Genomic DNA, 19,816 nt, shown 5'->3' on the forward strand with positions numbered 1-19,816 from the left:
ATTATTCCAAAATTTTTATACGCTCCAATTTCTCGGAAGCTGCCAATCCATTGGGATTACAACCAGGTTGTCCTTCTGGCACTTCTAAGTTTCTCTTTTGATAAAAGTTTTTCCAAAACGCATTGGTTTCTCCCGTTTTAGGATCAATAAAAGTCATCGGTTCCAGCTTGAAAATTTGATATTTTCGAAAAGCACGTTCAATAAAATCTGAGCAATAATAGGTGTTTTCATTAAGAATGTAATCAAAATTATAATCTTTCCCGACCAAGCTTTTGGCTTTCTCTATCGCATACGGAATACTATTTTGATACGGATTTTTCAAACGATAAATCACAACACGTTGACCATGATGCTCTTGCTCTCTCAGAAAATCCGACATCGGCTGTCGTTGCGATCCGCCTCTAGGCGCAGCATGCAGAACAAAATAATCCTTCCCTGATTTTTCTACCAAACCAATATGATCGAAATTCGACTGCGCTTCTTTTTGCGTCACATTATTAATCGCCCCAGAAAGTCCTTCTTGCTTCGCGGTTACAAATAGTAAATCTCCATGTTCCACACCATCAAATTTTGAATAAGAAGCGCAATGTACGAGTACCAAACACAACAGTAAAACCAAAATATTTTTTCCCATTACGCAATTTTTTATTGAAGTGCAAATCTACAAAACCTATAACAAATACTTTTAGTTTCCAAAATTCTCTTCATTTATTATTGTTAAATTTGACCTTAAATATTATCTTAAATCCTCATGAAAAAAATCCTTCTTCCATTTTTACTTTTAGGAACTTTGGCTTTTTGTCAAAAAAAATATGTCATGGTTATTCATGGTGGTGCTGGCACCATTACAAAAGCCAACCTTTCTCCTGAAAAGGAAAAAGAATACCGGGAAACATTAACCAAAGCTTTACAAAGAGGCTACAACGAAATCAAAAATGGGAAATCCTCATTAGACGCTGTCACTGTAGCCATCATCGTTATGGAAGACTCACCGCTATTCAATGCTGGAAAAGGCGCCGTTTTCACCAACGATGGCAAGAACGAACTGGACGCTTCTATCATGACGGGCAACAACAGAAAAGCAGGCGCTGTAGCAGGTGTAACAACAATTAAAAATCCTATTCTCGCCGCAAAAGCAGTTATGCAACAATCCGAACATGTTATGATGGCGGGCGCTGGCGCAGAAAAATTTGCAAAAGAAAAAGGTTTGGAAATTGTAGATCCAAAATATTTCTGGACCGAAAGAGCATGGAACAGCCTTCAAAAAGTTAAAGCTATGGAAGCTGAAAAGAAAACATCTAAAAACGAGCAAAAACTTCCTGACTATTTTCTAATCGATCAAAAGTTTGGAACTGTTGGCGCTGTAGCTTTAGACAAAAACGGAATCATCACGGCGGGCACATCAACGGGTGGTATGACCAACAAAAAATTCAATCGCATTGGCGATTCTCCTATTATCGGAGCAGGTACTTATGCTAACGACCAAGTGGGACTTTCAGGAACGGGATGGGGCGAATTTTTCATTCGAACGGTAGCCAGCAAAACCGTTGCAGATCGTATGAAATTTTTGAAAGAAAATGTAAAAGATGCAGCACAAGCCAGCATTGATGATATAGGACAATTAGGTGGCGACGGTGGCATTATCGCGCTGGATAAAGACGGAAATATCGCAATGCCTTTCAATACCGAAGGCATGTATCGTGGCGCTGTCACAGACAAAGGCGAGATAGAAGTTTACATTTATAAATAACAAAAAACTCAGTATAGGCTGAGTTTTTTATTTTCTTTTGTACAAGGATTCATATTGATTAATCCAATCTTGTGGTGTAACTTTTTGACACAATTCAGCGATTAACGGCAACGGAATATCTTCCATCTTTTTGAAACGGATGCAGGATTTCCCCATATCCAATTTTCGTTTCGAATATTTTGGATATTCTTCTTGAAACCAATGTAGTAAAGATTCGTCTGCATAAATGCCCATGTGATAAAGTGCTACAAAATTCTTTTGGGATGCCAAATTAATAAAAGGCAAAGGCGTTCCTGGCGCACAATGATAACCGTCCGGATAATCTGACAGTGGAACAGCCCAACCAATCATGCCGTAACTAATCACATTTTCAAAACCTTTTGGTAAATTGTCACTAATAGTTTTTACTAAATTTTTAATAGCTTCTTGACGATCTTCGGGAACTTTTGCGATATAATCATCAACGCTCGTTGCTTCTATTTGCATGTTTGGTATTAATTATGGATTTCGTAAAAATTGAAGTTTAAATTTAAAAAATTAAATCTTATTTTTGTCATATTAATTTTTGAAACATGCCAAAAATATCACACCGTGCGCGTCACATGCCGCCATCTCCGGTTAGAAAACTGGTTCCCTATGCATTACAAGCTAAACAAAAAGGAACAAAAGTCTATCATCTTAATATAGGGCAACCCGATATTGAGACTCCTCAAACGGCTTTGGACGCTATTAAAAATATAGATTTAAAAGTTTTAGAATATGCGCTTTCTGAAGGAAATATCGATTACAGAAAAGCCTTAACAACCTATTACCATACTTTAGGTTTTGAAGATTTAACACCCGATAACTTCATTGTGACCAATGGTGGATCAGAAGCCTTAAACTTTGCAATTTCTACGCTTTGTGACGATGGTGACGAAGTGATAATTCCAGAACCATATTACGCCAACTACAACGGATTTACAAGTACTTTCAATGTAAATGTTGTAGCAATACCATCTAGTATTGACAGCGGTTTTGCACTTCCTCCAATGGAAGAATTTGAGAAAAAAATTACAGATAAAACCAAAGCTATCATTATCTGTAACCCAGGAAATCCAACAGGATATCTTTATACTAAAGAAGAACTGCAACAGCTTTCTGATATCGCGCTGAAACATGACATCGTCGTTATTTCTGACGAAGTTTATAGAGAATATGTGTACGATGGTAAACAACAAGTATCGATGTTAGCATTTCCAGAATTGGCGGAAAACTGCATCATTATTGACTCGGAGTCGAAACGTTACTCGATGTGTGGTGTAAGAATTGGCTGTATGATTACACGTTCCAAAAAAATTCATGATGCTGCAATGTTGTTTGCACAAGCGAGATTAAGCCCAGTTTTGTTAGGACAGATTGCTGCGGCAGCCGCCCATGTTAATGACGAAGCCTATATCCGCAGTGTTCGCGAAGAATATACAAAACGTAGAAACTTACTTGTTGATTTATTAAACGAAATTCCAGGTGTGATCTGTCCAAAACCCAAAGGCGCCTTCTATTGCGTTGCAGAGCTTCCTGTAGATGACACAGAAGTCTTTGCACAATGGCTTTTGGAAAGCTATGACAACAATGGAGAAACCATTATGGTAGCGCCAGCTGGCGGTTTCTACAGCAATCCCGAACTTGGAAAAAAACAGGTGAGAATCGCTTATGTTTTAAAATCCGACGATCTAAAACGTAGCGCTGAAATTCTTCGAGATGCTCTTAAAGTCTATAACAACAAATAATCTATTGGATATAAAAGCGAGAACTTTCTCGCTTTTTTTAGCTTTAAAAAGTCCTTCAATACTTTAAAAATTGATAATTTAGCGCTTTAAAATCCCAGCATGATTCAGACGCAAAAATCTTTAAAATCTTACAACACTTTCGGAGTTGAAGCCCGTGCAAAATATTTTGCAAGCGTACAATCCATTGAGGAACTAAAACAGGTTCTGCAACTTCCCGAACTAGAATCCGAAAAGTTCCTTTTCTTGGGTGGTGGAAGCAATATTTTATTGACAAAAGATTTTGATGGTTGTGCTATCCAACTGGATTTAAAAGGAATTTCTGAAAAACAAGACGACGATAACCATGTTTTAATTACTGCAAATGCAGGCGAAAATTGGCATCAATTTGTTCTTTATTGTTTGGATAAAAATTATGGCGGCTTAGAAAATTTATCTTTAATTCCTGGAAATGTTGGCACCTCGCCTATGCAAAATATTGGCGCGTACGGCACCGAAATAAAAGATAGTTTCGATTATTGTGAAGTTCTCAATCTTGAAAGCTTAAACATTGAATATTTTAATAAAGAAAAATGTCGATTTGGATATCGTGACTCAATTTTCAAGCAAGAAGGAAAAGGCAAATACGTCATTCTTAATGTTACTTTTCGACTCACAACGCAACAGCATTCTATCAAAACTGAATACGGCGCCATAACAACGGAACTTGAGAAACTGAACATAAAAAATCCGACAATCCAAGAGATTTCCAAAGCTGTTATTGCCATCCGTGAGAGTAAATTGCCCAATCCAAAAGAGATAGGAAATGCTGGTAGTTTCTTCAAAAATCCGACGATTCCTCTAGAACAATTTAAAGTTTTAAAAGAAAAATTTCCCAATATCCAAGCTTATCCTAATGGCGAATGGGTAAAAGTGCCCGCAGGCTGGCTCATCGAACAATGTGGTTGGAAAGGGAAACAAATAGGAAATGTTGCCACCCATCATCTACAATCTTTGGTGATTATTAATAAAACTGGAAATGCAAATGGTCAAGAAATATATGATTTTTCAACAAACATTATTAATTCGGTCAAAGAAAAATTCGGAATCGAATTGGAACGTGAAGTCAATATAATCTGATTATCTGCATTTTAAAAATTAAAGCATCTCAATATAGAGGTGTTTTTTTTGTGACAATTATCAATTATTTAAATTAATTCTAAATAAACTTTCATATTTTCTAACAACTTCTTACTTTTGTGTTTTATTTATAATCATTAAAAATAAGCGTGACACGATTTTTAAGTTTCCTATTTTTGGTTGGGCTTTCAGCTTTATCATTAGCTCAAAAAATTGAGTTAAACATTTCTGTACACAACGAAAAGAACCAAGCTGTACCCAATGCTAATCTCAAAATAAGTAATCAAAAGCCATTAAAAACCGATGCAAAAGGTGAAGCCAAAATCTTCCTCGAAAAAAATAAAAACTACAGCATCGTTGTGAGCCATAATGCTTATCAGGATCGTGATTTAAAAATTACACCGACTCAAAATCAACATCTTGTCATCAAACTTCTTAGCGAAAATACTATTCAGGAAGTGGTTGTAACTGCCAAAGAAGCGAAAGGTCTTACGAGCAAATCTGTGATAACAACCAAAGCGATGGAACATCTACAGCCATCGAGTTTTGCTGATATCATGGAGCTTGTACCTGGAGGATTAGCAAAAACGCCAACTTTAACCTCATCCAATCGGGTTTTATTACGAGAAAGCGATTCGGCACCAAGCAGTTATAACACGAGCGCGTTGGGAACGCAATTTATTATTGATAATAATATTTGGAACTCGAATGCGGATATGCAATTGTCACTTAACGACAGTCAGTTTCTTAGTGGTCCACAACAAAAAGCCACTGCAGGAATTGGTGTGGACATGCGGACATTATCCACCAATGATATCGAAAGAGTGGAAATTATCCGTGGTATTCCGTCAGCATCTTATGGCGATCTGACATCTGGCGTCATAAAAATTGATAGAAAAATAGGCAAAACGCCACTGCAAGCGCGTTTTAAAGCGGATGGTTTTAGCAAACAATACTATATAAGCAAAGGTTTTGCACTAAAACAAAATTGGCAAATGACGTCGAGTTTGGACTTTCTAGATGCCAAAGTTGATCCAACCGATCAGTTTGAAAATTACCAACGTGTAACAGCTTCGCTACGTTCTCGCCTGAAAACAAAACTTTGGAACAAACATCTGGAATGGCGTTCTACACTTGATTTTTCTAACAATATCGACAAGGAAAAGAATGATCCTGACACAGGTTATGCACCAATAGATGCTTACAAAAATTCGAATAGCAGATTAAGTTTGACCAATAATTTCGTTTATATTTTAGGCAAAGAAAATTTCTTTAACAAGCTAACGCTTAATACATCTATTCGTCAAGGTTTTGATAAAATAGAACAGACAAAATTGGTTCAACAGTCTGGACCACGTTCGATATCTTTAGCAACCACTCAAGGTGAAAATGTCGGTATTTTTCCCCAGATCAAATACATTTCGGATTTTTATACCGATGGCAAACCTATTGATGTTTCGACTTTGTTACAACTAAATGGTGTTAAAAAATCGGGGCTTCTACTCCATCAATACGAAGTTGGTGTCGACTGGAGGTTTTCTAAAAACTTTGGAAAAGGACAACAATACGATCTTCTTACGCCGCCCACGGCTACAATGAATGTACGACCACGCGCCTACGATGACATCCCAGCTTGGCAAGTTATGGCAGTTTTCATTGGTGACCAAATGTCTTATCAAATCGATGAACACAAGCTTAATCTTTATGCTGGTTTAAGAACATCTAACCTACTTGGTGTGGACGAAAGTTTTAGTATTAGCAAACAATTCTTTTTTGAACCACGACTTAATTTCCAATATGGACTTCCAAAAATATATATCGGTAATCATGCTTTGCGAGCGGATTTCACTTTAGGTTACGGGCAATTTTACAAACAGCCAACTTTGTTGATGTTGTACCCGAACACCAAATATATGGACTATACGCAGCTTAATTATTATCACAATGATGAGCGTTACCGTTATGTCAACTTTATGACTTATGTACAACCTTTGGAGAACAAAAATTTAACCGCCGCAAAAAACATCAAATACGAAGCGCGTCTTGATCTTAATTATCGAAATCATGAATTTTTCGTAATCTATTTTCAAGAAGAAATGACCAACGGATTCCGAAGCACTTTGCAAACCGTAGCGCAATCTTATAAAAAATACGATCCAGCTTATGTTGATATTAACGACTGGAATAATGGGCCGAACTTAGATAATATTCCGTATCAAATGATGACAGAATTCGGGAGCTATAGCATCACTGAGAACGGCAGTGCCACGATAAAAAGGGGTATCGAATTCGGTTACACATCGCCAAGATTCGAGGCTATCAATACGAGATTTACTTTAACAGGCGCCTATTTTAATACACAATATCGCAATACAATTCCAGTTCACGAAAAACCAAATTCTTCTATTGGCGGGTCCAACTTCCCGTATTATGGCATTTACAAAAATGATGATGGTTATATCAACTCTAACCTCAACTACAATTTTTTTGTTGACACCTATTTACCCAATTTGGATTTAACACTTTCGGCGTCATTTCAAGGGACGCTATTTGATCATAGAAAACGTGACCATCGTATGGCAGAACCTATTTCGTATTACGGTGTAGATGGCATTATTCACAACTTTACCGATGTTGACAGAACGGACATTTACAAACAATGGCTTGTGCGTGATGTTTCTAAAACCGATAATCTCGAAACCCGATATACTTATACTTTGAACGCCAATTTTAAAGTCACAAAAAAAATTTACAAAGCTTTAAGAACCTCAATGTTTGTGAATAAACTGTTTGGTTATGCCCATCCTTATTATATGAATGGCATTAAAATCGAACGAAAAAACCTCTCCACACCTTATTTTGGAATGGAACTTAATTATAATTTCTAAATAACAATTCTAAATAACAATTCTAAATAACAATATCTCTAAAAATTAACGCTATGAAGAAGAACTTTTTACTTCTCAGTCTATTAGGACTAACATTAACAACCAGTATTATCTCTTGCTCCAAAGACGATGATTTCGGGTTTGAACAAAGTCAAAAAAGTAATGTCAGCATGACTTTTACAGGTGAAAATATCACCAATTACAAAACTTTGGAAATCGAAATTCTTGAAACCAATACTGGAAGTTTTATTAAAAAATCTGTTGAAAATAACAACATTCTTAGTCTTTCTTTAGCTTATGGCTCTTACAAAATAACAGTTAATGGAACTATTATTGCTAACACAGGAGAAACTTTGACCATTGCTGGTTCTGCAAATTTGGATGTTAATACTTCAAATTCTAACATCAATATTCCATTATTTTTCAAACAATTCAGTCAAGATTTTATTATTGAAGAAGTGTTCTATACAGGTGTGAAAACGCCAGAAGGAAAAAACTACAACTCCAGTCGTTATTTTAAATTGGTGAATAACACCGACAAAATTTTGTATGCTGACGGATTAATTATTGGACAATCCGAATTTTTGACCAGCGTGAATAACAATGTTAGCCCACACAATCCGAACGATTATTTCGCGGTGAAAGGCATGATACTTCTTCCAGGTAATGGCACGCAATATCCGGTGGAATCGGGCGATTTTATCGTTGTAGCAGATAATGCGATTAATCACAATGCGCAAACCAGTACCGCTTTCAACCTTGAAAAAGCAGATTTTGAGTTCCCATCCATCAAAAACGCAACATTGGCACAAGTTGATAATCCATCGGTTCCTAACGTAAAAGTAGTTTACACATCAATGGCTTTTGATGATATGATCTATTTGCACAGCAGTGGCGTGGAAGCTTATGTTATTGCAAGATTCCCCGCTGGAGAAACGGATGCGAGTTTTCTTCAAAATTATAAATACAGCTACTCTTACACCAATGCTGCGGGAACAACCACCAACAAAAGTGCTTACAAAATTCCGAACACTTGGATTCTAGATGGTTTTAACAATAGTACTTCTGACAAGTTTTTGCACATCTTAACGTCCACGTCAATCGACTCGGGATGGACAGGTGTTGGCGAATTTTGGAACGATCCCAACCGCTTGGGAAAATCTGTTCGTCGTAAAACTTTGGGCAAAACCAATACAGGAAAAAACATCTATAAAGACACGAATAACTCAGCAGAAGATTTCATCAAAAATGCTGAACCCAGTTTGAAAAACGGAATCGTTCATTAATATCTTTTTAAAAAAATGAAGTTGCAAAACACCTTATTTAGCTTTTTTATTTTGACTTTCGGATTAACAAATCTGAAGGCTCAGGACAGCATTCGATTATTTCCAAAAATAGAGCAACAATATAGTGTTGAGCGACAAATTAAAAATAATTTTTACTATAATCCGGCAAGCATGTCGGGTTATAGTAATTTTTCTTTTACCGATTTCAGCATCGGTTACGAAAACGAAAAACGAAACATCTATCGACCACAGGAAGGCTCTGGACAAAAAGGCCTTAGTCTAAAAGTGACTTCTTACAAAAAACAAAATGACCACCGCAGCATTTGGGGAAGTGCGCGCTATCAAAATCTAAATATTTCTTCTGTAAAATGGAACGAAAATCTAGATTTTGACAGAATTGCACCTTACAGCATTGCCGACTCTGCAGGCGGCGATACCAAGCTGGAGCGTTATCAGTTTTCTGGAGGAATTTCACAAAAAATAAACCGCTGGACTTTCGGGCTCGAGGCAAGCTATTTGGCACAACTCGGTTCTCGCAATCGCGATCCTAGACAAAAAAGTACAACCTCTAACCTTAATGTTAACCTGGGTGTCAACTACCGATTCTATAACGATTTTGAAATTGGAATTTTTGGAAACCTCAACAAATACACCCAAAATACATCTATCAAATTCGTAAGCGATCTTGGTCAAGCTTTGATGTATCAAATGACTGGATTTGGATTTTCAAATTATTTCTTTAATGGCGGAAGCCCTGCGGCTATCTATGAAGAATTCGGTTATAAAGTAGGCGGTCAAATTTTTAAAAATTCAAAAAATCCATTTTACATAACGGGTTACTTGTCGCAATCTAAAAATCAAAAAAGCGTGAATCCAACCAACCGCTATTTTGACATTTCAGACTTAGATAACGAGAATTACCAAATAGAGGCGACAAAGTTTTTCAGTATCCATCAACATCGCGTTGGATTGGTGGCCAATTATCAAGTTTTTATAAGAACTGGCTCCGAATATGGCTATACCAACAATACCGAAATTATTGAACAGATCTACAAAAGAAAATCCTACAAAAAAGAAGATTATTTATCCACTATCAAATTTTTATATCAATATTCTGCTGATAAATTTGTTTTTGGCGCAACACCTAGTTTGCTTTATCAACAGACCACCGAACAACGCATGTATCCCTTCAGTGGGCAAAAATTTGAAAGCTATACTTTAGGCATTGATGCATTTTACAAACAGGAAATAGCAGACAATCAGCTTATCAGTCTATCAGGAAATTTTTCGACCAAAAAAAATATAAGCTCCACAAATGCTTTATCAACCGACCTTCGCGAAAGTATCATGGATTGGTTAATGTCGGATTACAATTATTTAGCAAGTGATGCGATTAGTTTAGGCGCGAGTTTGCGTTACGATCTTAAGTTCCAAAAACTTCCCGCTTTCTATATCCAAGCCGGTTGGCAACAATTTCAGCTACAGAAAAAAAATAATAACTTTACACAATTAATTTTAGGAATTACATTTTAAATCATGAAGAAAATAGTTTTATTGGGCGTTGCTACGGTTATCATGTTTTTACTAAGTTTTGCACCAAAAGTTAACCGAGAACTTTTGGACATGCAAGATCCAACATTTCAGGATATCGTCAACAGTTACAAAAAAGCAATTTCGAAATGGCCAAAACCAAACATTGAAGAAGGCGTCAACTGGAAAGAGTTTTCTTCTATAAAACGAGATTCTAACTATTTTAAAGAACAAGAAAAACCTATCGTCATATTGGGAAAAATGTTATTCTTTGATCCTAAACTTTCTAGTAGTAACCAAATCTCCTGCAGCACTTGTCACGATCCAGAAATGGGCTGGACAGACCGCCGTCGCGTGTCTTTGGGTAACGATCATTTGCACGGCACACGTAATACGATTAGCATTCTCAATATCGCACAACGCCAATCTTTCTTTTGGGATGGACGCTCATTAACATTGGAAGATCAGGCGATTTCTCCAATTGCCGCACATCATGAGATGAATATGGAACCGCCTCTTTTAAGTGAAAAACTTGAAAAAATTAAAGGCTATAAAAAACGCTTCAAAGACGCTTACGGTGATGACAAAATCAATTTTGATCGTATAACAAAAGCTTTAGCAGAATTTCAGAAAACTGTAAAAAGCCAACCGAGTCGTTTTGATCAATTTCTTGATGGCAAATACGATGCGTTAACAGATCAAGAAATTTATGGTATGCACATCTTCCGTACCAAAGCGGCTTGTATGAACTGTCATAATGGACAATATCTTAGCGATGAAAAATTTCATAACATTGGGCTGACATATTACAAAAGACAATACGAGGATCTTGGGCTGTATAACACAACCAAAAAGCCAGAAGATGTTGGAAAATTCCGTACGCCGCAACTTCGCGATTTACTATTGACAAGACCTTGGATGCACAATGGTCTTTTTGACGATCTGGAAGGTGTTGTTAACATGTACAATAGCGGCATGCACATGATAGACCCTTCTGCAGAACAAAAGAAAAATGACCTGATGTATCCTGTTACCGATCCATTATTAAAAAAATTAGATTTAACAAAAGACGAAACCAAAGCTTTGGTTCTGTTTTTAGAATCGATGTCGGGAACCAAATTTAAAATGAGACGTCCAGATTTCCCAACAGAATAATTTTTATTTTAAAATCTTATAATTCTTGGTTGTTGAAACGTATTTTTCGACAAACGTCATCAGATAAAAACCTAAACTTAGTCCTATTGAATTAAAAATAATATCATCGATATCAAAAACACCAAGTCTTGTGAAATATTGCAAGGCTTCGAGTATTATTAAGACGAAAAGAAAACTTAGTATCAGTTTTTTAAAATCATAAAATTTAGGAAATATCCATGCTAAAAATCCAAAAGGAATAAACATGACCAAATTTCCTATGATATTGATAAGAATATCCTTTATAAACAACGTATTTTTCACAAACTGTATGCTTGATGCTAAAGGTTGTAGTCTTACAATATTAATAGACATCGCCTCCCTGCCAAAGCCAAAAAACATAAAATACAGCAATACAATTGCGTACGGAAAAATGCAAATTCGTAATATGAGTTTTAAAATTTTAAGCATTATTTTTTGAAAATAAAGTAAACCGCCAAAATAAGAAATCCAAACCCAATAAGATGATTGGTTCTTAAAGTTTCATTTTTAAAAACGAATATCGCAAAAACTGTGAAAACACTCAGAGAGATAACCTCCTGAATAACTTTCAATTGCCAAAGATTGAACGGTCCTCCATTTTCTTTGAACCCAAGTCTATTCGCGGGAACTTGCAAAACATATTCGAAAAAGGCAATGCCCCAACTGATGAGAATAATGCTGATGAGCCCCAAATTTTGAGACCAATTCATATCTTTGAACTTCAAATGACCGTACCATGCTAACGACATAAAAGTATTTGACAAAACCAATAGTACAATCGTAAGAACAACTTTTCCCATAAACGATTAAATATCATGCAAAAATAAAGTATAGAAGATTATTATGTCGTATTTTTGGTACAAATTTTTGCAATGAAGTACGTTATTCTAAGTTTAATTTCCGCACTATTATTCTGTGTTTCTTGGCCGACTTATGGCGTTCCGTATTTTATATTTTTTGCTTTTATTCCGTTGCTACTTTTAGAACACGACATTTCAAAGTTTAGTAACATCAAATATAAATCTTGGGCCGTTTTTGGTCTATCTTATTTAACATTTATTGTTTGGAATATTGTTACAACAGGTTGGTTATACAATTCTCAAAATCCCGATGGAAGCCATTCTTTGATGGCGGTTATTTTCCCAGTCATTGTTAATTCACTTTTGATGTCATTGACTTTCCAGTTTTACCATTGGTACAAAAAAAGTCAAGGCACTTATTTTGGCTTGGTATTTTTTGTGGCAATTTGGATGTCTTTTGAGAAATTCCATTTGAGCTGGGAGCTTACCTGGCCATGGCTTAATCTGGGAAATGTTTTTGCTGACCAACACCAACTTATACAATGGTACGATACCTTGGGCGCAACTGGCGGTAGCCTTTGGATTTTGCTGGTTAACGTCATCGGATTTTACACACTGAGAATTTGGGAAGCTGGACGTGTGAGAAAATCTTTAGCAATTAATATTTCTTTGTTCTTGGGTTTAGCAACTATTCCCATGCTTGTTTCATATATCATGTATGTTAACTACGACGAAAAACCAGTAGGAAGTGTTAATGTCACCATGATACAACCCGACCTTGACCCATACACCGAAAAATACCAAAAAGACAGTGTTACGATCGTCACAGAATTGCTCGACATTGCTGATAAACATTCGGTTTTAAACCAACGAAATAATCCTGAAAAAATAGATATTTATCTTTCACCAGAAACCTCATTTCCTGGTTACGGAAGTATGAGTGAGAAAGGATTTCATAACAGCTTGTTGATTAACGACATCAAAACTTTTCTTGCAAAACATCCCAAAACTTTGTTTATGGGAGGCGCTTCTACCTATTATGTTTATCAAAACGAAGAAGAAAAAAATCAAAAATCATCTACTCCAGCTTTTATAGAAGGTCCGAACTTTTGGGTGGACGACTACAATTCGGCATTGCAAATTATCCCTAATCAAAATGTAGAAGTTTATCATAAAGGCAAACTCGTTCCTGGTGTTGAGATTTTTCCTTATATGGGTGTTTTAAAACCAATTTTGGGCGATGCTATGCTCAATATGGGCGGAACAGTTAGATCGCTAGGCATTGACAAAGAACGCAAGGTTTTTAGCAACCCTTTTAACAAAGCCAAATTGGCTCCTATTATATGCTATGAAAGCATCTATGGTGAATTCACAAACGGCTATGTAAAAAAAGGTGCCAACCTATTGGCTATTGTAACCAATGACTCTTGGTGGGGATTTTCGCAAGGGCACAAACAATTGTTGGCTTATGCAAAACTTCGCGCCATTGAGACCAGACGAGAAATCCTAAGAGCTGCCAACAGCGGAACAAGTGCGCACATCAACGCACGTGGCGACATTGTTGATGAGTTGCCTTATGGTGCACAAGGCGCTTTAACGGCGAAAGCTAATCTTTTGGAAGGGGAAACTTTTTATGTAAGAACTGGCGACCTTTGGTCGAGATTATGTTTTTTCGTAGTCGGATTTTTAATTTGTTTTATTCCTGGAAGAAAATATCTGAATCGAAAATAATTGACTTTTCTCATTCAGAATTTTTATTAAACTTAATGTTTAGAATTAACTAAAATCTTTCCAACGCGGAATAATCATTAGCAATCCTAAACCTACAAAGAAAAATAAGACGCTAACATCCGAATATAAAAAGGTGGACAAAAAGTAGCTGTGAATTAAAAAATGGCTAATAATAAAGACTGGAAATGCTATAACGCCCACTTTTTTGAACATTGCAATAAGGCCTAAACTTAGTACGACCAAAGCATCTACAGTAAAGACAATGTAAAAATACCAAATGGGAATATTGATGTCTTTGTGTTGGCTAAACTCCGCCAAATCGGTATTTACCGACATATAAAAATGCAATAGCAAGAAGATTAAAATACCATAAAAATACTTGTTGGCTTTAAAACTTTTATCAGGGATTGTTGTCGTTGCTTTCATGCTATAAAGATAAAAAGGGCTTTTGAATAATCAAAGCCCTTTTTATTAAGATTTTAATGATAAAAATTATACAGACACAGCGTCGATCAATCTGTTTTTGTCACTTAGGTATTCTTCCATAGAAATCATACTTTCAGTTCTCATGACATCTTGGATATCATCAATCTGATAGATGATACGTTTTGCGTCTTCTGTATTTTTTGCTCTTACTTTACAAAAGATATTGTATTTTCCAGAGATTACACTAGCTTCTACAACATTTGGGATTGATGACAATTCTTTAAGAACATCTTGTGTTCTGTTAGACTTAGTCAAAAGGATTCCTATAAAAGCTGTAAAATGGTAATCCAATTTACCGTAATCGATATTAAGAGAAGATCCCAAAATAATCCCTGCATCTTCCATCTTCTTCACTCTCACGTGGATTGTACCAGCAGAAACGTCCATTTGTTTAGCAATTTCTGTAAACGGCATTCTTGTGTTTTCTACTAAAAAATCTAATATTTTTTTATCGATTTCGTCTAGTTGGTAATTCATAACTACGTATATATTATATTGTATTGTTAAAAAAACTAAGTATTTGTTGCAAATTTATGAAAAATTATTAAAATAAAAAAATACCAACAAATATTAACAAGATTTAACGTAGTTTCACATATTTTCTGAGAATATCCTATTTAATTGAATCATTTTTTAAAGAATCAATTTTAATGACTTGATTTTTATCATCTTTTTTCTTCGCTTTTTTTTCTTTTCTTTCATTCTTGAATAAATATTTAAAAGAATCGAAACTCTTACTATACACAACCCCAACCCCATAACTTTGGTTAAGACCTGCCGATGCAATGCCCACACCGATATTGGAAGGTTTAGAATAAGCTCTTAAAAGACGACTTCCGTTATTGGTACGACTCCAGTCGTATTCGATAATTCCTTCTCCAGATAAAAAGTTATTAGTCGAAGCATTGTCCGATCTGGCAACTGGAATACCAAGACCTGTTTTTATTTTCACTCTTGGCGACAATGCAAAACTTACACTTGTATTAACGCGGTCACCTGTATTAGAACCTGCATCGCCTTGGATATATCCTAAATCGATTTGATACACATTACTGATGGTGTTTAAAACCGAACCCAATTGCTTGAACAACATGTTGTAACCTGCAGTTTCCGCCGTTCTACCGATATTAATATCAAATCCGGCAAGATTGGAAACGTTAAAACTATTCATAGCCAAGATAGAGCCGAACTGTACAATACGCTCGCTCTCATCCGCCATTTTCGCAGATAAAGCTTCTTTAACCTGTGAAGAAACATCTGGCGCTGTCACACCAAATTCTACATCTGGCTTGGTTAAAGTTCCGCTGATATCCGCCGTTAATTGTACATTAATTGGTTGAAGGCTTAATCCTAGATATTCTCCAGCATTGGTAACCGTTCTCATATAATTGGCATTGATATCCAAATCTGGTGTCATCGGATTACCGTCCCAACGGATTCTGCTACCGCGAGAAATCTGGAAGGTTCTACTAAGAATGGCTTTAGAAATAAAGGTTCCGTTATCTACAATATATGTTCCGTTGATACCAACATTGCCGTTACGCTCCATTCGGAAACGCAGTGGATTGGCATCACCACGCACGCTGATATCACCAACGTCATCTCCTACCAAAACATTAACAGTTGTCCCTTTATCTACCACAAGGTTAAAATCGATCAACATATTGTTACCTTGTTTCTTCTTTTCTTCCGCTATAATAATCCCAGCTTCGTCACGCTTTAAGAAACGCAACATTTTAAACTCCTCTACAGAAGATGTGGAATTACTATTGAATGTGAAATTACTCGTATTAAGCGCACGCATTCTCGGCGTTGTAATTTCCAAACCAGAAACAGGTCCTGATACATACAAATCCCCTTCTGCATAAACTCTTCCCCAGAACAAGTCATTATCTTCTTGTGTACTATTGAGTACCAAAAGATTATCCGCCTCCAAAATTAAGTTGAGCGCCATAGAAGACAGCGTCTCAAACTGAATCATACCCGAGATCCTACCTTTAGAATTGGCACGACCATCACTCACTTCCACACTATTGATTAAGGCTTGGCCGCGAGACAAGTTGATAACGGTATCCGCAAATCTATAATCAACTCCCGTAAAAAGTAATTTCAATCCAAAACCTGATAAACTAATATCGCCACTGTAATCCAAATCTGCCATGGTCCCAGAAATTTTCATATCTCCGGTGGCTTTTCCTCGGAAATTACCGAAAATAGATTTCACGAATTGTTGTGCAAAACGAAGATCGAACTCACGCATTTCTGCATTCAGGTCTAAAGTTGGCGATTTGGTGTTATTATCGATAGTTCCTGATACATGAAGATTATTACTTCCGAACAATTCGCTGGATTTTGCCTGAATATCGAGATCAAAAACATTGGCACGCGAACTTTTGGTGGCATTAATGGTAAAATTACCCATGTCTTCGCCATTCATTTTGATACCATCTACTTTAAGATCGATAAGCGGTTCCAAGTTTTTATCATTCATTTTAATTTTGATAGAGCCATTTGCAATTCCTTTGATATCGAGATTATTATCATCTCCACCCGAAGAAGTAATGGCTAAAATCTTCCCAATATCAAAATTACTAACGTCTGCATCTGCCTCAAAATCTTTCGCCGATTTGAAAGTTGCATCTTTTACCAATAATGAACTTTCTTCCGAATAAATCCTCAGATTATGAATTTTAAAATCCTTCTCTTTTACCCGATAAGTTATTGAATGATCCAACTCAGGACTTGTATCAATACGCCAAGCTACATCGTTTAGCTTAACCTCTGTAGGCTCGAACCTGAAAACATAATCACCTTGCGGATTGGTTGTTTGGTTAAGACTAACGGCATAATCTTTAAGACTATTTTCTTTTTCATCATCTAGGCTTCCTAATTTAAAATGGGTGGCGATGTGAAGTCGTTCCCCGTTTTCGTTATTGGCTTTTAGCTGAAGATCTTTGATAACATTTTTATTATATTCTGCTCGTTTTGCAGAAGCCAAAACCTGCTGCGTAAGATTCGCCGTATTGATTCGCAATTGTAAGCTATCAACCATCGCGCTGTCAACGGTTTTCTTAAGCTCTGGTTTGTAATGTTCATCGGTTTCTGCCAAGAATTTTTCCGCTTCCGTCAACTCTTCTTGTTTGGTCATAATGTATTTGATGTAAGGCGCGTCTGCATCCAATACCAAATCATTGCTCGCACCTTGATAGTTTCCTTTTACAATAGCACCATTCGGAATTTTAAGATATGGCACAAAGAACGCAACCAAACCTTGTTTAACATCAAAATCGAAATTAAAATATTGTCCGTTATAAGTCTTTCTAGGCGGATTTCCAACCAATATTTTGTTTATACTATTTGTAAGCATCTTCCCGATATCTTCAAGATTGAAATGCCCTTGCACTTGTCCACTAACCGCTCCTGGCGCATCGACAGAAACCACTCTATCTCCATTTTCAAAAAAAGCTTTAAGACTTGAATTTGGTAATTCTAATTTTTGTGTAGAAGAAGCGAGTGTCAAATTCTTAATATTAGCATCAAGGTTAAGGTCATTAAGATTCGTCATCGCGATTTTACCATCGATATGCCCACTTACAGAATTCATGTCCCCAGCAGAAATGCCCCAATGTTTAAGATTAATATATTGTAAATCGCCAACAATGTCAGCTTTCAGGCGTTTTGTGGAAAAGTCAACCAAACCTTTCAGTTGTGCTTTTGCATTTGGATCATTTACATGTACCAAACCATTGTAGGCTTTACGATCCAGAGTCCCGTCCAACAATATATTGGTGATATTTTTTCCCATCAACTCGATTTTTGCAACCTCCGATCTTGTACGAAGATGCATCGTGTTGATATCAAAACTACGTCCATCCACATTGAATTTGCCAGTAACCAAACCAACTTGTTTATTTTTCGTAAAAGCCGTTACATTAAGATCTTTAACCTCAAAATATCCACGATAGCGTGGCATCTTCGTCGAATAATCTGTGAGATAAAAATTATTGATTTTTGCTTGCCCTATTCCTGTTATCGCTTCGCCGTTAGCATAGATTTCTTCAGGCTTCGCGCTGATGGCACCTTTATATTTGAGCCTTCCGAAATCATCGGCGATATTTCCTAAGCTTGTAGCAATAAAACTTGGTAAAGCCGCTTTCAAAGCTTTATAAGTAAAGTCTGCATCCAACTGACTGCTTTCGATATAAAATTTTTTGTTGAGGACGTCTGCAATTTTTAAACTTTTGGAATGAAGATTAACATCCTGCGAACGAATCTGGAAATTTTCCAAATGCATTTTGTTAAGCGGTCCCGTCATCGTCCCCGACAGATTAATCGGGGTGTAATTATCCCAATCCGTCATAAAATAACTGAGATCGTAACCACTAAACTGACTTCCTGGATTGAATTTAAGATCCCAATTAACTTTGTTACTAAAATCACCAAAACCTGTTTTGGGATCCAGATTGAGCGTCACAGCGCCCATTAATAAAGAATGATCGGTATTAAACACCAAATCATCTAGCTTAAGATGTTTATTAGTGATTTGAAAGTTCGTAGAAAACTGGTCAACAACATGTTCTTTCCCCCAACGTTTTGTTATAAAAGTAAACTTTCCGATATCCGCAGAAATATCTGGACCGTCGATTAACACTTCTTTGGAATGCAAATAAATATTGCGTGCATCTAGCCAACGGCCTTCTTCCCCAGGATGGTTTTCGTTAACAATACTTGCTTTTCCGTTGATGATGTCAACAACCATCTTCATTTTAAATTTTTTATTCGGGTCAGAAGGTTTATCGCTACTAAAATTATCAATATAACGGATAAAATTACTTATACTGTCGCCTTTATAAGTGATAACTTTGATGTCTGGTTCGACCAAAGTCGCTTTGTTGAATTTAAGATCATTGGTATTAAAGGCCAATGCAAACCAATCAGAATTTGCTTGAATTTCTTTCGCTTTTATAAATTGAAAATCGCGATAATCATTCATTTTAACACCTTTCAGTCGAACATCTCCAAAGAAATTAACCTCCACATCATCGACTGTCAATTTCATTTTAAAATCATTATTAAGAAGTCCAATGGCTTCTTTGGCGATATAACGTTTGGTAACAGGAAGATTAATTGCTATGAAAACAAGCAAAATAAGTCCGAATATCCCAAGAATAAGGTAAAGAGGAATTCTTACCCAAAGGGATGTTTTATGCTTTTTAATGACCGCATCCAATTTTTCAGGATTTGGTTGATTTGTGTTTTTATTATTTTCTAACTTTGCCATTCT

The 19,816-nt window shown here is 36.3% G+C and carries 15 protein-coding genes; 8 read left to right on the forward strand and 7 right to left on the reverse strand.

What is annotated here, in order from left to right:
- Position 1: 1 nt before the first annotated feature.
- Entirely contained in the window at positions 2-634 is a 633-nt protein-coding gene (locus ACVFVN_RS00965; protein ID WP_456233791.1) for a YiiX/YebB-like N1pC/P60 family cysteine hydrolase, read from the reverse strand.
- 117 nt (positions 635-751) lie between these two features.
- On the opposite strand from ACVFVN_RS00965, the gene ACVFVN_RS00970 reads away from it, so the two are divergent.
- Entirely contained in the window at positions 752-1,750 is a 999-nt protein-coding gene (locus ACVFVN_RS00970; protein WP_456233792.1) for an isoaspartyl peptidase/L-asparaginase family protein, read from the forward strand.
- A 27-nt stretch (positions 1,751-1,777) separates the two neighbouring features.
- Here ACVFVN_RS00970 and ACVFVN_RS00975 read toward each other — a convergent pair whose 3' ends face one another.
- On the reverse strand, positions 1,778-2,236 hold the full coding sequence (locus ACVFVN_RS00975; RefSeq protein WP_165132910.1) for a DUF1801 domain-containing protein: 459 nt from the start codon (positions 2,234-2,236) through the stop codon (positions 1,778-1,780).
- Positions 2,237-2,322: 86 nt separating this feature from the next.
- Between ACVFVN_RS00975 and ACVFVN_RS00980 the strand changes: the two genes are divergently transcribed.
- The 6 genes from ACVFVN_RS00980 (at position 2,323) to ACVFVN_RS01005 (ending at position 11,494) form a co-directional block, all read left to right on the forward strand.
- Positions 2,323-3,519 (forward strand): pyridoxal phosphate-dependent aminotransferase, encoded by a 1,197-nt coding sequence (locus ACVFVN_RS00980; protein ID WP_456233793.1) that lies wholly within the window; start codon positions 2,323-2,325, stop codon positions 3,517-3,519.
- A 99-nt stretch (positions 3,520-3,618) separates the two neighbouring features.
- Positions 3,619-4,635: a UDP-N-acetylmuramate dehydrogenase gene (gene murB / locus ACVFVN_RS00985; protein WP_456233794.1), complete on the forward strand. Its 1,017-nt coding sequence runs from the start codon at positions 3,619-3,621 to the stop codon at positions 4,633-4,635.
- A 149-nt stretch (positions 4,636-4,784) separates the two neighbouring features.
- On the forward strand, positions 4,785-7,523 hold the full coding sequence (locus tag ACVFVN_RS00990) for a TonB-dependent receptor (RefSeq protein WP_456233795.1): 2,739 nt from the start codon (positions 4,785-4,787) through the stop codon (positions 7,521-7,523).
- Positions 7,524-7,576: 53 nt separating this feature from the next.
- Positions 7,577-8,809, forward strand: a complete 1,233-nt coding sequence (locus ACVFVN_RS00995; RefSeq protein ID WP_456233796.1) for a DUF4876 domain-containing protein — start codon at positions 7,577-7,579, stop codon at positions 8,807-8,809.
- A gap of 15 nt (positions 8,810-8,824) precedes the next feature.
- Positions 8,825-10,342 carry a DUF6850 family outer membrane beta-barrel protein gene (locus ACVFVN_RS01000; RefSeq protein ID WP_456233797.1) on the forward strand — a complete coding sequence of 506 codons (1,518 nt, stop codon included), beginning with the start codon at positions 8,825-8,827 and terminating at the stop codon, positions 10,340-10,342.
- 3 nt (positions 10,343-10,345) lie between these two features.
- Positions 10,346-11,494: a cytochrome-c peroxidase gene (locus ACVFVN_RS01005; protein WP_456233798.1), complete on the forward strand. Its 1,149-nt coding sequence runs from the start codon at positions 10,346-10,348 to the stop codon at positions 11,492-11,494.
- 3 nt (positions 11,495-11,497) lie between these two features.
- Here the strand turns inward: ACVFVN_RS01005 and ACVFVN_RS01010 are convergent, their stop codons facing one another.
- Together ACVFVN_RS01010 and ACVFVN_RS01015 are read right to left on the reverse strand one after the other, a co-directional pair.
- Positions 11,498-11,944 carry a VanZ family protein gene (locus tag ACVFVN_RS01010; protein ID WP_456233799.1) on the reverse strand — a complete coding sequence of 149 codons (447 nt, stop codon included), beginning with the start codon at positions 11,942-11,944 and terminating at the stop codon, positions 11,498-11,500.
- Entirely contained in the window at positions 11,944-12,315 is a 372-nt protein-coding gene (locus ACVFVN_RS01015; RefSeq protein ID WP_456233800.1) for a DMT family protein, read from the reverse strand. The genes ACVFVN_RS01010 and ACVFVN_RS01015 overlap by 1 nt, the downstream gene beginning before the upstream one ends.
- Positions 12,316-12,387: 72 nt before the next feature.
- On the opposite strand from ACVFVN_RS01015, the gene lnt reads away from it, so the two are divergent.
- The gene (gene lnt / locus ACVFVN_RS01020; RefSeq protein WP_456233801.1) at positions 12,388-14,046 is read left to right on the forward strand and encodes an apolipoprotein N-acyltransferase; all 1,659 of its coding nucleotides are present in this window, start codon (positions 12,388-12,390) and stop codon (positions 14,044-14,046) included.
- A 45-nt stretch (positions 14,047-14,091) separates the two neighbouring features.
- Here lnt and ACVFVN_RS01025 read toward each other — a convergent pair whose 3' ends face one another.
- The 3 genes from ACVFVN_RS01025 to ACVFVN_RS01035 form a co-directional block, all read right to left on the reverse strand.
- Positions 14,092-14,472, reverse strand: coding sequence for a hypothetical protein (locus ACVFVN_RS01025; protein ID WP_456233802.1), 381 nt, complete (start codon positions 14,470-14,472; stop codon positions 14,092-14,094).
- Positions 14,473-14,538: 66 nt separating this feature from the next.
- Positions 14,539-15,009: an Lrp/AsnC family transcriptional regulator gene (locus ACVFVN_RS01030; protein ID WP_165132942.1), complete on the reverse strand. Its 471-nt coding sequence runs from the start codon at positions 15,007-15,009 to the stop codon at positions 14,539-14,541.
- 136 nt (positions 15,010-15,145) lie between these two features.
- The gene (locus tag ACVFVN_RS01035; RefSeq protein ID WP_456233803.1) at positions 15,146-19,813 is read right to left on the reverse strand and encodes a translocation/assembly module TamB; all 4,668 of its coding nucleotides are present in this window, start codon (positions 19,811-19,813) and stop codon (positions 15,146-15,148) included.
- Positions 19,814-19,816: the final 3 nt, after the last annotated feature.

The organism is Soonwooa purpurea, assembly GCF_053891095.1.

Bases quoted from the DNA above. Each gene is read 5' to 3' on its own strand.
- ACVFVN_RS01000 (WP_456233797.1), top strand. From the start codon at position 8,825: ATGAAGTTGCAAAACACCTTATTTAGCTTTTTTATTTTGACTTTCGGA.
- ACVFVN_RS00995 (WP_456233796.1), top strand. From the start codon at position 7,577: ATGAAGAAGAACTTTTTACTTCTCAGTCTATTAGGACTAACATTAACA.
- ACVFVN_RS01035 (WP_456233803.1), bottom strand. From the start codon at position 19,813: ATGGCAAAGTTAGAAAATAATAAAAACACAAATCAACCAAATCCTGAA.
- murB (WP_456233794.1), top strand. From the start codon at position 3,619: ATGATTCAGACGCAAAAATCTTTAAAATCTTACAACACTTTCGGAGTT.
- ACVFVN_RS00975 (WP_165132910.1), bottom strand. From the start codon at position 2,236: ATGCAAATAGAAGCAACGAGCGTTGATGATTATATCGCAAAAGTTCCC.
- ACVFVN_RS00965 (WP_456233791.1), bottom strand. From the start codon at position 634: ATGGGAAAAAATATTTTGGTTTTACTGTTGTGTTTGGTACTCGTACAT.
- ACVFVN_RS01010 (WP_456233799.1), bottom strand. From the start codon at position 11,944: ATGCTTAAAATTTTAAAACTCATATTACGAATTTGCATTTTTCCGTAC.
- ACVFVN_RS01005 (WP_456233798.1), top strand. From the start codon at position 10,346: ATGAAGAAAATAGTTTTATTGGGCGTTGCTACGGTTATCATGTTTTTA.
- ACVFVN_RS01025 (WP_456233802.1), bottom strand. From the start codon at position 14,472: ATGAAAGCAACGACAACAATCCCTGATAAAAGTTTTAAAGCCAACAAG.
- ACVFVN_RS01015 (WP_456233800.1), bottom strand. From the start codon at position 12,315: ATGGGAAAAGTTGTTCTTACGATTGTACTATTGGTTTTGTCAAATACT.
- lnt (WP_456233801.1), top strand. From the start codon at position 12,388: ATGAAGTACGTTATTCTAAGTTTAATTTCCGCACTATTATTCTGTGTT.
- ACVFVN_RS00980 (WP_456233793.1), top strand. From the start codon at position 2,323: ATGCCAAAAATATCACACCGTGCGCGTCACATGCCGCCATCTCCGGTT.
- ACVFVN_RS00970 (WP_456233792.1), top strand. From the start codon at position 752: ATGAAAAAAATCCTTCTTCCATTTTTACTTTTAGGAACTTTGGCTTTT.
- ACVFVN_RS01030 (WP_165132942.1), bottom strand. From the start codon at position 15,009: ATGAATTACCAACTAGACGAAATCGATAAAAAAATATTAGATTTTTTA.